This is a genomic window from Nocardioides sp. YR527, assembly GCF_900101045.1.
Classification (GTDB): domain Bacteria; phylum Actinomycetota; class Actinomycetes; order Propionibacteriales; family Nocardioidaceae; genus Nocardioides.
In genome coordinates this window covers 597,959-611,323 of sequence record NZ_FNFN01000004.1, presented here as the reverse complement: position 1 = coordinate 611,323, position 13,365 = coordinate 597,959, and the positions used below count along the sequence as shown (strand labels likewise).

The window sequence follows — 13,365 nt, the reverse complement described above, 5'->3', positions numbered from 1 at the left end:
CTCGTCCGTGGGGTGTCATCCGCTGGACGTCACTCCAAGCGGCACCATGTGTAAGGCCCTCCCATGCTCGTCGAGGATCCAGCCCATTCTCTTGCGCGTCCGCACAGCCACGGAGCTGTTGATGATCTGGAGCCATGGCAGCCTCTCGCCCAAGATGAACTCGAGGTCCAGGAGGCGTTCGAGCGAACGGACCCACACCGTGAACATCAGGTTCGTCGACCCGGTCGTCGCCACGCATTGGCGCAGCTCCGGCAGCGTCCGCAGGGCCGCGACGGTCCGGTCATGCTGGTCTGCCGCGATGCGTACGAAGTAGGTGCAGTTGACCGGCCAGTGCGACGCGACCTGGGAGACCTCGCACCGAAACGTCAACATCCCGGAAGCGAGCAGCCGCGGAAGCTGGCGGCGAACCGAGGCCGGATTTCGGCCCGTCGCTCGTGCCAGATCCGCCGCCGTTGCTCGGCCGTCCTTCGACAGAGCCTCTATCAGGGGACCCGCGTCGAGCGGCGGCGTCACTCCTGGTTCGGAACGCTGCTCAGCGGCGATGGCTTCGAAGCCTCGCCGCTGAGCAGCGTCCAACGCGTCCAACCGCCAACTGGATCCGTGCTGGTGAACGGTCGTGGCGAAGTAGGTCTGACACCGAACGCGTGGACTGAGCGCAGCAAGATCTTCGCGCATGAACGAGGTCAGCTCCGAGAGATCGCGGGCGAAGACGGTGGCGCGAACCTCCCAGTTGCGCGCTGTCTCCTCGACGCTGGCGACACGCGGGTCTGCACAGAGAGCGCGCACCGTCGCGGGCCAGTCCTCCGGGGGACACTCGATCTCCATGAATCCGATCACCGGCCAGCCGGGAAGTGGTGACGGGTACGCGGTGACCCAGGCGAGTCCCTGTGATCGCAGACGAAGCCATCTCTCCGCAAGACGGGCGGCAGAGGTCTCGAGGATCTCTGCCGCCGCCGTCCAGGTTGTCCTCGGTGCGATCTGTAGCGCATGAAGAAGTGCAAGATCCTGCTCGTCCATGTCACTCACATCACAGATCTTCTCCTATTTGCGACAGATGATCACGAATCTGTCGATCTGACAGGTGTGCGCGTATCGATGCTGACACTCGATGTCACCGGTACACATCGTGTCGTACCCAGAGAGGAGTCGGGATGGATCTGCTCAGCGATGCCAAGGCTTTGGAGCCCGAGATGACGAGGCTTCGGCACGACGTGCACAAGCAGCCAGAGATCGGGCTGGACCTTCCGCGGACCCAGGAGCGGATCCTGAGCGCACTGGAGTCGCTGCCGCTCGAGATCACCTTGGGGAAGACGAGCACGTCGGTGACGGCTGTCTTGGAGGGCACCGCGCCGGCCATGTCCGGCCAGGACACACGGAGCGTGTTGTTGCGCTCGGACATGGACGCGCTCCCGATCGATGAGGCAGCCGACGTCCCCTACCGTTCGGAACGTCCCGGCGTGATGCACGCCTGCGGGCACGACATGCACGTCGCCATGCTCGTGGGAGCAGCGCGCCTTCTGGCCGCTCACCGCGACCGCCTCAAGGGCAAGGTCGTCTTCATGTTTCAACCCGGAGAGGAGGGATGGGACGGCGCCCAGCACATGGTCGACGAGGGCGTCTTGACCGCCGCGGGCCGCCAGGTCGATGCTGCGTACGCGCTGCACGTCTTCTCGTCCCTGGCACACAACGGGGTGTTCACTCACAAGGGCGGACTCGTGCTGTCGGCGTCGGACGAGCTTCACGTCACGGTCACCGGGGTCGGTGGGCACGGCTCGATGCCGCACCGGTCCAAGGACCCGATCTCGATCGCCGCGGAGATGGTGCATGCCTTGGAGACGATGATCACCAAGAGGTTCGACGCGTTCGACCCGGTCGTCATCAGCGTCGGGCTGTTCCAAGCCGGCACCAAGGCCAACGTCATACCCGACACCGCACACTTCGAGGCAACCGTCAGGTCCTACTCTCCAGAGGCGCGGGAGCGGCTCCGTACCCTCAGCGTGCAGCTGATCGAAGGGATCGCCCACGCCCACGGTGTCACCGTCGACGCCCGCTACGTCGACCAGTACCCCATCACGGTGAACGACGAGTCCGAAGCCTCCTTCGCCGCGACAACCGCGATCGACCTGTTCGGCGAGGACAAGAACATGCACCTCGCGCGTCCGCTCAACGGATCTGAGGACTTCTCAAGGGTCCTGGCCCACGTGCCGGGAGCCTTCATCGGCCTCGGCGCCATGCCGGTGGGCGGAGACCCGAGCACCGCTCCCTACAACCACTCCGCTCTCGCGACCTTCGACGACGGCGTCCTCCCGATGGGAGCAGCGTTCAACGCTCAGTTGGCTCTGCGCCGACTCGACCAGCTCGCGACACTCTGACGACCGGGACACATCATGGCAATGACCAATCATTCCGCCGCGGCGGACAAGAGACCGACCACCCCTCTGCGGAACCTGTTCGCCGCCAGCGCCGGCAACGCGGTCGAGTGGTTCGACTGGACCATCTTCGGATTGTTCTCGACAATCTTCGCAACCCAGTACTTTCCCGACGACGAGCCGATCCTGGCGTACCTCTACACCGCTTCGACCTTCGCCCTGGCATTCCTGTTTCGGCCCCTCGGCGGGATCGTCATCGGTCGCCTTGCCGATCGTCGCGGGCGCAAGCCAGCGCTCCTGCTGAGCATCTGCCTCATGTGCGGGGGTTCGCTGGTCATCGGCCTCACCCCGACCTTCGACACCATCGGCTGGGCGGCGCCGCTGCTGCTACTCCTGGCTCGCGTCGCGCAGGGAATCTCGACCGGAGGTGAGGTCGGCAATTCCTATGCCTACCTGTACGAGATCGCACCCAGTGACCGTAAGGGCAGGTACGCCTCGGTCGCCTACATCTCTACGGGAAGCGCGACCCTGGCCGCCTCGCTCCTTGGCTACTGGATCACGACCAGCTTCGACGCTGACGCCGTCTCGGCGTGGGGCTGGCGGGTTCCCTTCATTCTGGGAGCCGTCTTCGGCCTCGTCGTTCTCTGGCTGCGGACATCCATGGACGAATCCCCCGAGTACGCGGACAGCGTGGCCGACACCGAACCCGTAGCTCGGCCGCTCTGGACGACCGTGCGCGACCACCCACGCTCCGTCCTCCAGATCATCGGCATGGTGAGCATGACCACCGTCGTCTACTACACCCTCACCAACGCACTGAAGATCTACGCCACCATCGACCAGAATGAGGGCGGCGCCGTCGGCGCGAGCGAATCGGACACGTTCCTCGCACTCTCGATCGGGATGTTCGTGTTCGTCCTGCTGCAGTACCCGTTCGGAGCTCTAGCGGACCGGATCGGGAGGAGAAACCTTCTGTTGGCCTGCGCCATCGTCTTCACGGTCATCACGGTTCCGCTCTCCACGTTGCTCACCAGCGACAAGCTCAACCTCGTGGTCGTCTTCGGAGTCGGGCTCGGCCTGTTCGCTATGGCTACCTCGATCGCCCCGGCCGTACTTTCCGATCTACTACCGCCGAATCTGCGGGGCGTAGGGATCGGAGCCTGGTGCAACCTCGCTGTCGCGCTCTTCGGGGGGACTGCGCCGCTCGTCATCACCACTCTTACCGCCGCTGGCCATCCGGAGTACTTCTTCTGGTACATCACTGCCGTCTGCACCCTCGGTGTGCTGGCTCTGTTCACCATGTCGGACGAACGGCGAGAGCCCCTGCCTGCGCTCGCACGGGAGCCGAGAGGACAGCTCAACGGGTGAGGCGCGCATCAGGCTGTGGCGCGGCAAGGCGCTACGGCTGAGGCGCAATCAGGTGGATCTGACGGACTGGTTTGATGCGACCGTGCCGCACCGCGGTCGCTATGCTCCCGCCGCCGTCCTCTAGGTGGCAACGTTGCCGGGTCGTGGCAGCGAAAGCCTCTCGACCCGGCAACGCGGCACCAAAATCCCTACCTGTTGGATCAGCGGTGCGGGCGGTCAACCGGCTGCCTCGCCATCGCCGTGCACCAGACGTAGGGGCGGCGGAGACGAACACGAAGTCGTTGGCAGCCTTGCCCTCGATGAGTTTCTCGAGGATGGCTGCGATGCCGGGCGAGATGGAGACCGTACGCCGCGACTTCGGGGTCTTCGGGTTGCCCAGGTAGTGCTCCCGCATCGTGTGCTTGTCCCGCACCTGCTTCTTCAACCACGAGGGGATCTCGGTCTCACCGTTCTCCCCCACCCGCTTCCAGGCCTTGCTGACCCGGACTGTGCGGTTACACAGGTCGACATCACTGACCCACAACGCGGTCACCTCACCGAACCGCAATCCAATGCCGGCGGTCACCCGGATCAGGTCGGCAGAGTCATACCCATATCCCGCCGCCTTTCGCGGCAACCTTTCCGAACTCGTCCTCAGTCAGGAACCGGAGCTCGGCCTGCGACTGCTTGACCCGTCGCCGCTCGGGCGCGGTCCGCGCACAGGGGTCGACCGTGAGGAATCCCTGCTCGACGGCATAGTTGAAGACGCCGTACATCAGTCCGTGTAGTTCGCCTTTGTCTTGAGCGCCCTGTCCCAGTCGATCAGCACCGCGCCACGGATCTCGGTCTTCGCCAACGTCGACACCTGCGAGAGGTAGCGCTTGCGCTGGCCCGGCGTGATATCGACGATCTGACGTACGTACTCCTCCCCGATCGCCTCGAAGGTCGGTACTTCCGCCAGCGGGTCAACACCGTTCGGGCGCACGAAACCCTCGCCCTTGATCCACCCCTCGGGCCAACGCTGCCCTGCCGACACGACCATCCTCAGGAAGCCTTCGGCCCTGGCCACGTTCTCCTCGCTCCTGCCTGCGCTGAACGTCTCGATCTGACGCTCACCCGCACGCCCACCACCGAGTCGCCAGATCACGTGCGCCGAAACAATCCCGTCCCCACGCTTCTTCTTCTCGATCCATGCCATGGTCTGCACCTCCACCGGATAGGTGGGGATGCGTGCCCAACCGTTGGGCACATCACCGGTGAGAACCGGAGGTAACGGCGTGCAACGGGAGCCAGATTCACGCCTGAAGCGCCAGTACCAGGGCCTGACCTGGACGTTTAGAGCGGTTCAAGTCCCCCTCGCGCACGCATTGTATTGTGGCCCTGACCTGAGGAAACTCAGGTCAGCGCCACTCTTCATTTCAGTCTGTTCGGGCACCGTTCGGGCACATCGACTGGCACGGACCCGCTGTTGAAATCCATCAACGTACGGCGCCTCAGCGCAAGTTACTGCTGAAGAACTTGCCGATCGTGGCGTAGCTGAGCGGCGGCTCGGTGGAGGTCGTCGTCTTTCTGCAGCCCTTCGAGGTCTGTACGGTCCGTGCGGGGAACGGCTCGAGGAAGGCGCCGAGGGTGGCGAAGAAGTGGTCCTGCCCGGCCAGCGTGTACATGCTGACGTTGTCGCACGACTCCTTCAGCGCGGTGAAGAACCGCTGACTCTGCGCCAACGGGACCACCGTGTCGACGTCACCGTGCGCGATGAGGAAGGGCGGGACGTATCGCGAGGAGGCCAGGTACGTGGTCGGGTCGGCCGACTTCAGCGCGGCGGCTGAGCAGGACTCCACACCGGCCGAGCAGCCGAGGTAAGCGGTGACTGCACCTGACAGGGTTGGGACGGCGGCGGCCAGTGTGCCGAGATCGGTCGGCCCCGCGATGTCCATCACCGCGTCGACGCAGCTGGAGGTCCGGGTCACGCCGATGGTGCCCTCAAGCGAGCGGACAGCGCAGCTTGTGCCCACCACGTTGGCGATCTGGCCACCCGCGGAGGCGCCCATCAGCCCGATCTTCCCGTTGAGCTTGTACTTGGGGCCGACGGAACGCAGGAACCGGACGGCGGACTTCACCTCGTGGATCTGCGTCGGGTACTTGGCGGCGCCGCTGAGAGTGTAGTTCACGGAGGCGACCGCGAAGCCCTGGTCGAGCAGGGCTTCCCAGCCGAGGGTCCGCTTGAGCTCGGCCTTGTCGCTGCCGAGCCAGGCACCACCGTGGACGTAGACGATCACCGGGAGCGGCCCGCGGGCGCCGTTGGGCACGTACAGGTCGAGAGCCTGGCTGGCGCCGGACGCGTACGCGATGTCGGTGTACGTCGTGTAGCCGGTCGTCGCCTTCGACGAACTCACCTGCGGTGCGGCGGCGTTGCCTCCCTCGGCGGTGACGAGACCGCCAACGCAGGCGGTGGTCGCCGCCAGGGTGGCTATCAGGTTTCGCATACAGCGCCGGGTGCGTGGTCTCCGAGGGGACGGAAGGGCAGCAGACATCAAGGAACTCCTCATCGAGTCGGTCGCGCTTGGGGGTAGAGAAAGGCTAAAGCGGATAGACCTATCCGCAAGGAGCGTAGAGCGGATGAACCCCATCCACAAGAGGTCGCACGCCCACTTCCGTTGTCTTGCTTACACCGGCTTCACACCGCCTTCATTCCGGCCGCCGCGCCAGCCACCCTGCCCGCTCCGTACTTTATGAGCCGCCGCTCCCACCCAGACACGCCGAGATCGAGACCGTACGCCCTGACTTCGGTGTCTTTGGGTCGCGGAGGTAGTGCTCGCGCATCGTGTGCATGTCTCGAAGTTGCTTCTTCAGCCACGACGGAACCTCGGTCTCGCCGTTCTCGCCTACCCGCTTCTAGGCCTTGTTCACCCGGGTCGACCGGTTACCCAGACGAACCTCGGTTTGCTCGTCCAAACCCATTCCCACCAGTTCGGCGGTCGGTGCATTCACATGCTGGTTGCGGCGATGTAGTGCTCAGCGGTCATGGCGCGTGCCCGCCCACAAGACGATGCAGGACAAGACGGAGAGGACCACCATGACCAACCCCATGGCCGCCGCCGCGTTCAGGAAGAGCGTCATGAGTCCTACGAGGGGAGCGCATGATGCGGCAAGGACGAATCGGGCCGCACCCAATACCGCGGCCGCGGACCCGGCCCCGCTGTGGACCTGGGTGAGGGCGAGCGCAGTCGCGATCGGCGTTGCGCATCCAACGATTCCCAGCATGGTCCAGATGAGCACGACGGCAAGCTCGACCTCGAGCAGATCAAAGTAGGCGGTCACCAAGAGCGCGGCGGAGGCGCAGACCGTCCCAGGCAGGAGGACCAGGAGGAGCGTGGTCGGACGGTAGTGACGAAGCATGAGGGGAGTCAGCTGGGGCGTGACCGTCAAGACCACCGCTCCGCCACCGAAGATCCATCCGTACGCACGCTGTGACGCACCGAACTGTTCTTGGAGCACGAATGGCGAGCCAGCGATGTAGATGAACATGAGTGTCGCGCAGCCAGCGACGATCCCGACGTAACGGACGAATCGGGTGTTGGCGAGCTGCTGGTGATAGGTCCTCGTCACGGTTCGAGCACGGAAGGGAGTACGTTGGGTCGGCGGCAGAGTTTCGGGTATCAGGAGCGCTGCGACGCCGAAGACCAGGGTCCCGATGCCTGCGAGCCCGAGAAAGATCCCTCGCCAGTCGGCGACCTGTAACAGTTGCGCTCCGAAGCTGGGCGCGACTGTCGGCGCTACCCCGGTTATCAGCATGAGCCGGGAGAGTGTGGCGGCCAGTCGTGCTCCGTCGTATAGATCGCGCACGATGGCCATGGCGATCACTGCGGCTGCTGCGGAGCCGACGCCTTGGACGAAACGAAGGCCCACCAGCACTTCTGTCGAAGGGGCCATCGCAGCGGCGATCGATGCACCGATGTGGAGGAGGATTCCGAGAAGAAGCGGCCGCTTCCGCCCGAGGGAGTCCGACAACGGGCCAAGCAGGAGCTGCCCGGCCCCGAGCCCGACAAGAGCGCTGGTGAGTGTCAGCTGGATCTGGGCCGGACTCGCGCGGAGGTCCGTGGCCATCTCGGGAAACGCGGGAAGATAGGCGTCGACCGTCCACGGCCCCATGGCGACCAGTGAACCGAGTACGACCAGCACCCACCAGCGAGTCGGCGCGGGTCCCTGCTCAAGGACCGATCGGCCGCGATTCACCTTAGCCTGGCTAACAATTTTCGCGCTCCTCCTGCTCGCGCTCAGTCGTGTCAAACACGGTCTTGACGTTGCTCATGCCGGAGCCGAGCGAGCCGTGTCGCGCGATGATCTCGAAGAGGACGGCGAGTCGCTCTTCGTCGGTCAAGGTGTTGTGGCGTTTCATGCACTGCCCTTCTGTCACGATTTTCGAGTAGCGAGTTCGAGTCGTTCCCTACTGACAGGCCGAAGCCGGACGATTGATCGGATGTATCCGCCGAACAGCGCGCCTGCCTCACACGTCGAAGAACAACTTGTCCGCTGATGACACGAGGATGAGACGCCTGTCTTCGGTGTCCGGCGCCCAGTCGGCAAGAAGGTTCAGCTGCTCGCCGGTGTCGCGCTGTCCGTTGGGTAGGTGCGGCCAGTCCGACCCCCAGGTCAGGCGCCCGGCGCAGGTCATGACGAGAGCCTGTCCGAGCTCGGCGACCGTCGAGAGCGGCCGGTCCTTCGCGATCCGGTAGGCGCCGGAGAGCTTGATCCAGCAGTTCGGGTTGTCGCGGAACATCGCGAGCATCCGGTCGGAGTCGGCCGGGGTCAGCCCTTCCTCCTTCTTCATGTAGCCCATGTGGTCGATCACGAAGGTGTCGTCGAAGTCGGACAGGAACGGCAACAGGTCACGTACGACGCGACCGGGCGTGTAGAACTGCAGGTGCCAGCCCCGCGGCCGGGTTCGCCCAGCCATGGCGCGGACGTACTCGACGATCGCTTCGGTCGGCTCGTCCTGGCGGGCGAACAGGTCCAGGCGGAGTGCGCGGACCCCGCGCAGGTGGAACTCGTCGAGCTGTCGGTCGGTCACGTCCTCCTCGACCTGGGCGACGCCTCGGCAGCGGGAGCCGGCGCGGTCGAGCGCGTCGAGGAGGAGCGAGTTGTCGGTGCCGTAGAAGGACGGCTGTACGAGCACACCGCGAGCCAGACCGAGGAAGTCGCACATCGCGAGGTACTGCTCCAGGGTCCCGTCCGGGAAGGTGTACAGCGGCGCCGGGACGTGGGGGTAGCCGGGTTCGAAGACGTGGAAGTGCGAGTCGCAGGCCCCTTCTGGCATCTCGAACGTAGGTGTCGTGTTGGTCGAGGCGGTCCGCATCGGGGTCGTTTTCAGCGGCAAGGTCGTCATGGCGTCTTCTCAGGAGCGGTCAGCAGGGATTCCGCGCGCTGCTGCATCGCGGAGTAGAGGAGCTCGGAGTCCATCCCGGTCAGCAGCAGCGGGCAGGCCCCGAGGGCGGCGAGGGAGTCGTAGGTCGCGCGGTCGCCGATGCCGGCCAGCATGAACAGCTTCCCGTGGCGCTGGCATGCCTGAGCGACGATCGCGACCGCGTCCCGTACGTCCGGGTGCCCGTGGTCACCGGGTCGACCCAGCTCCGCGGTGAAGTCGTTGGCCCCCATGACGAGGATGTCGACGCCGTCCACGGCGGCGATCTCGTCAGCCGCGTCGACACCGGCGGGCGTCTCGACGATCACCTGCACGACGGTGGACGCGTTGGCTGCCGGGTTCAGGATCCGGGCCGGCGTCGGTCTCATTCCGTACATCGGCAGCGACGCGAGCTGGGAGCGCTGGCCGTCCGGCGGAAACCGGCAGGCCCGGGCCAGCATGCTGGCTTCGGCGGATGACTCCACTCGTGGCGCCACGATCCCGTGCGCTCCCCCGTCCAGCAGTCGCCCGATCACGCCGTAGTCCCGCTCCGGGGCCCGGACGAATGCCCGCAGCCCGAGATCGTGGGCTGCGGCGCACAGCTCGGTTGCGGTCTGCACAGACATCGCCGAGTGCTCGAGGTCGACCAGGATGGCGTGGTGGCCGGTCGACGCCGCCATCCGCACGACGTCGGTGGTCCGCGAGGCGCGGATGCCCAGCATCAGTGTCTTCTCGCCTGCACGGAGGCGCTCGAGGAACGGACTGGTCATGCCGGCCCCCCGGGCACGTCGACAGCGGGCTCGGTCGGGGCGGCACCAAAGAACATCGAGGCCATGTCGGAGCGCCCGAGCAGCACATCGGCCGGCTGGGAGATCAGCACCTGCCCGCGTTCCATCACCACACCGTGGTCGGCCAGCTGTAGCCCGAAGCGGACGTTCTGCTCGACCATGAGAACTGTCGTTCCCAGGGCGTTGACCTGCTGGGTCGTCTCGAACACGGTCGCGCAGGTCTTCGGGTCGAGGCCGAGCGTCGGCTCGTCGAGCAGGATGACGCTCGGTTCGGTCACCAGTGCCCGCGCGAACTCGACGATCCTGCGCTGCCCGCCGGAGAGGTCGGCTGCCTTGTCGAGCGCGCGCTCGGCGACGATCGGGAAGACCTCAGCGAGCTCGTCGATGCGCTTGTTCAGCTCGCGACGTTGCCGCCGCACGAGGTAGCCGCCGAGCAGCATGTTGTCGCGGATGCTCAGGCCGCCGAAGAGCCCGCCCTGCTGCGGCACCTGGGCCACACCGGCGGCCAGCACCTGGGCGGCGGACAGCGTATGCAGAGCACGACCGTCCAGCAGGATCTCGCCGACGCGCGGGCTCAGGAGCCCGCTCAAGGTCCGCAGCACGGTCGACTTGCCCGCGCCGTTCGGTCCGACGATGCAGGTGATGCTCTTGTCCTCGACTCTCAGGTCGAGACCTTGCAGTACGTCGCCGCCGCCGTAGCCGGCGCACACGTTGCGGAACTCGATCATGTGGTGGCACCTCCCATCGTCTTCTCCAGCACGAAGTCGTCACCGAGATAGGCCTCCATGACCTTCGGGTGGCGGCTGACCACGTCCGGCGCGCCCGACATGAGTACCTGGCCCCGTGCGAGCACGGTCGCCCTGTCGGCGAGAGCGAGCACGAACTGCATGTCGTGCTCGACGATCACGAACGTCCGGCCCGACTCGTTGAGGGCCCTGATCAGATCCGCCAGCCGGCGCAGCAGCGTCGGGTTGATCCCCGCGGCCGGCTCGTCGAGCAGAATGACTGCTGGATCGAGCATCAGCACCTGTGCGAGCTCGACCAGCTTCTTCTGCCCGTACGACATGTCGGTCGCCTTGACGTCCAGATAGTCGCCGAGGCCCACGAACTCGAGCAGCTCGGTCGCACGCGCGGCCTCCTCGCCCGACACGGCCGAGGCCGCGAGGCGGCGCACGCTGAAGCTGGAGTTCACAGCGGCAACGTTCTCGAGAACGGTCAGGCTGTTAAAGAGCCGCGGCAGCTGGTAGGTGCGACCGATACCCCGGAACGCGCGTCGTGTGCGGTCGGCCCGGGCGAGCGACTTGCCCTCGAGGACGATATCCCCGGCGGCCGGGGTGTAGGTGCCATCGATGGCGTTGAACAGCGTCGTCTTGCCCGCACCATTGGGCCCGATGAGCGCGGTGATCGAGCCCCGCGGCACCGAGAACGACGCCTGGTCGATGGCGAGGACGCCGCCGAACCGCATCACCACGTCCTCCACGCGCAGCACGTCACCCCCAACCGCGGCGGACTCGTCGCGCAAACTGGGCGGCACGGTCGGGAGCCCGCTCTCGACGAGACGCGCGCCGGTCCGGCCGGTATCGCCGGCTTTCAGCTTCGTCAGCCAGGCCCCTGCCGTCGGCAGGATGCCGCGGGGAAGGAGCATCGTGACGAGCAGGAGCAGACCGCCGAACATGAGGAGCCGGAAGGCACCTGCGTCCAGGCCGCCGATCGTGGTGTTCGTGAGCTCGGTGAGGGGCACGACGATGAACGCGCCGAGCACGGGTCCCCAGAACGTGCCGCGGCCGCCGATGAGGACGGCCAGCACCACCTGCATGCTCAGCACGATGTCGAACATGGTGCTGACCGACAGATAGCTGACGTAGTAGCCGTAGACGGCACCGGCGACGCCGACCAGCACGGCGCTCGACATGAAGGCGAGTGACTTGTAGACGGGGGTGAGGACCCCGATGCCGGCGGCCTTGTCCTCGTCGTCGCGGATCGCGACCAGGCCGAGGCCGAACTTCGAGCGCCGGATCGCGCGGGTCATCCAGAGACTGAGGAGCACGAGCGCGAGCAGCGAGTAGTAGAACGGCCAGTTGTAGAAGGTGAGGTCCCAGTCGGGTAGCGGCATCGCGAGCCCCTGGCTGCCACCCGTGAGCGACGACAGATTGCGGGCGAGCAACCCGAGCAGTTCGAGGAGCGCGAACGAGACGATCACGAACGCCGGGCCGCGGGTGCGCCGTGTAGTCAGCCCGAGCAAGAACGCGACGAGCGCCGCCGCCACCCCGCCCAGTGGTGCGACGAGGAACGGCGAGACCTGCCAGCGCTCGGCCAGAATGCCGGCGGTGTAGGCGCCGATCCCGATGAAGGCGCTGTGCCCGAGGCTGATGTAGCCGGTGTAGCCGGACATGATGTTCCAGCCCAGACCCAGGACACACATTAGGAACGTCAGGATCATCACGTTCTGGATGTACGCGCTCGAGGTGAGGAGCGGGATGCAGCCCACGAAGACGATTCCGCCGGCGATGAGCCATTTCCGGGCGCTGGCGACCCGGTCGGCGGCACGGGTGACCACTGCGGCAATCATGCGTGTGCCCCGTCCGCGCGCATACGTTCTCCCAGCAGGCCCTGGGGCCTGAGAACGAGGATCGCGATGATCAGGATGTAGGGCACGGTCGTGGCCCACTGGGTGTCGATGTAGATCGCGGTGATCGTCTCGCCGACGCCGAGCACCGCAGCCCCGAGCGCGGCGCCGGCCAGGCTGCCCAGGCCGCCGAGGATGACCACGCAGAGGATCCGGCCGATCCACACGAAGTGCGACTCGGGGAAGAACTGGTAGATCACCGACAGCGCGGCGCCGCCGAACCCGGTGGTGGCGGCCCCGATCGCGAACATCTGAGCCATGGTCCGCTCGACGTTGATGCCGACGAGCTCGGCGCTGTCACGGTTCTCGGCGCAGGCCTTGATCGCCCGTCCGATGAACGTACGTCGCAGCAGCACGTAGAGCCCCAGCAGGAGCGCGACGGCGCCGCCGCACGCGTACAGCTGGGCGTGCGGCACCACGATCGAGCCGATCTCGAGAGAGGTGTTGAAGTAGCTCGGCGTCGCCGCCCTCAGTTCGGTGCCCCAGACCAGCGACATCACCCCGCTGGCGGCGATGGCCACCGCGAACGAGGCGACCATCGCCAGCTCATGATCGGCTCGGTGCACCCGCGCGATCACGGTCTTGTAGAGCACCCACCCAAAGCCGTACATGACCGGCGTGGCGACGACCCCGAGGAGAAGTGGGTCGATGCCGGTCAGGTCCCAGACCCACCAGGTGAAGAATGCCGCTAGGACGATCATCGCAGCGTGGGCCAGGTTGATGATCTTCATGACGCCGAAGACAAGCGTGAACCCCGAGGACATCAGCGCGTAGATACCACCGATCAGCAGACCGAGGATGAGTGTCTGGACTAAGAGGGTCATGCAGGGTCTC

The 13,365-nt window shown here is 66.0% G+C and carries 14 protein-coding genes; 2 read left to right on the top strand and 12 right to left on the bottom strand.

The genetic code is table 11. From position 1 onward, the window contains the following. Positions 1–15 precede the first annotated feature (15 nt). Positions 16–1,017 carry an Lrp/AsnC family transcriptional regulator gene (locus BLT25_RS15465; protein WP_091047499.1) on the bottom strand — a complete coding sequence of 334 codons (1,002 nt, stop codon included), beginning with the start codon at positions 1,015–1,017 and terminating at the stop codon, positions 16–18. 134 nt (positions 1,018–1,151) lie between these two features. On the opposite strand from BLT25_RS15465, the gene BLT25_RS15460 reads away from it, so the two are divergent. Next, on the top strand, positions 1,152–2,372 hold the full coding sequence (locus BLT25_RS15460) for a M20 metallopeptidase family protein (protein WP_091047497.1): 1,221 nt from the start codon (positions 1,152–1,154) through the stop codon (positions 2,370–2,372). Between the two features lie 21 nt (positions 2,373–2,393). After that, the gene (locus BLT25_RS15455) at positions 2,394–3,737 is read left to right on the top strand and encodes an MFS transporter (RefSeq protein WP_176883936.1); all 1,344 of its coding nucleotides are present in this window, start codon (positions 2,394–2,396) and stop codon (positions 3,735–3,737) included. A gap of 31 nt (positions 3,738–3,768) precedes the next feature. On the opposite strand, the gene BLT25_RS29515 is transcribed toward BLT25_RS15455, so the two are convergent. From BLT25_RS29515 to BLT25_RS15415, 11 genes are all read right to left on the bottom strand, one after another. Further along, on the bottom strand, positions 3,769–4,302 hold the full coding sequence (locus tag BLT25_RS29515; protein ID WP_176883934.1) for a site-specific integrase: 534 nt from the start codon (positions 4,300–4,302) through the stop codon (positions 3,769–3,771). A 19-nt stretch (positions 4,303–4,321) separates the two neighbouring features. Then, on the bottom strand, positions 4,322–4,492 hold the full coding sequence (locus tag BLT25_RS29930) for a hypothetical protein (RefSeq protein ID WP_176883932.1): 171 nt from the start codon (positions 4,490–4,492) through the stop codon (positions 4,322–4,324). Then, a complete protein-coding gene (locus BLT25_RS15450) occupies positions 4,492–4,929 on the bottom strand; it encodes a hypothetical protein (RefSeq protein ID WP_091047493.1) in 438 nt (145 codons plus the stop codon). Before BLT25_RS15450 ends, BLT25_RS29930 begins: the two co-directional genes overlap by 1 nt. Positions 4,930–5,209: 280 nt before the next feature. Then, positions 5,210–6,202, bottom strand: coding sequence for an alpha/beta hydrolase (locus BLT25_RS15445; protein WP_176883930.1), 993 nt, complete (start codon positions 6,200–6,202; stop codon positions 5,210–5,212). A gap of 529 nt (positions 6,203–6,731) precedes the next feature. After that, positions 6,732–7,898 carry a Bcr/CflA family efflux MFS transporter gene (locus BLT25_RS15440; protein WP_091047487.1) on the bottom strand — a complete coding sequence of 389 codons (1,167 nt, stop codon included), beginning with the start codon at positions 7,896–7,898 and terminating at the stop codon, positions 6,732–6,734. Between the two features lie 64 nt (positions 7,899–7,962). Continuing rightward, positions 7,963–8,115 (bottom strand): hypothetical protein, encoded by a 153-nt coding sequence (locus BLT25_RS29925; protein WP_176883928.1) that lies wholly within the window; start codon positions 8,113–8,115, stop codon positions 7,963–7,965. A 108-nt stretch (positions 8,116–8,223) separates the two neighbouring features. Beyond that, positions 8,224–9,102, bottom strand: coding sequence for an amidohydrolase family protein (locus BLT25_RS15435; protein WP_218131352.1), 879 nt, complete (start codon positions 9,100–9,102; stop codon positions 8,224–8,226). Next, positions 9,099–9,887: an HpcH/HpaI aldolase family protein gene (locus BLT25_RS15430; protein WP_091047482.1), complete on the bottom strand. Its 789-nt coding sequence runs from the start codon at positions 9,885–9,887 to the stop codon at positions 9,099–9,101. The genes BLT25_RS15435 and BLT25_RS15430 overlap by 4 nt, the downstream gene beginning before the upstream one ends. Beyond that, positions 9,884–10,633: an ABC transporter ATP-binding protein gene (locus BLT25_RS15425; protein ID WP_091047481.1), complete on the bottom strand. Its 750-nt coding sequence runs from the start codon at positions 10,631–10,633 to the stop codon at positions 9,884–9,886. The genes BLT25_RS15430 and BLT25_RS15425 overlap by 4 nt, the downstream gene beginning before the upstream one ends. Then, entirely contained in the window at positions 10,630–12,474 is a 1,845-nt protein-coding gene (locus BLT25_RS15420; protein ID WP_091047478.1) for a branched-chain amino acid ABC transporter ATP-binding protein/permease, read from the bottom strand. The genes BLT25_RS15425 and BLT25_RS15420 overlap by 4 nt, the downstream gene beginning before the upstream one ends. Next, the gene (locus BLT25_RS15415) at positions 12,471–13,355 is read right to left on the bottom strand and encodes a branched-chain amino acid ABC transporter permease (protein ID WP_091047476.1); all 885 of its coding nucleotides are present in this window, start codon (positions 13,353–13,355) and stop codon (positions 12,471–12,473) included. Before BLT25_RS15415 ends, BLT25_RS15420 begins: the two co-directional genes overlap by 4 nt. Positions 13,356–13,365: the final 10 nt, after the last annotated feature.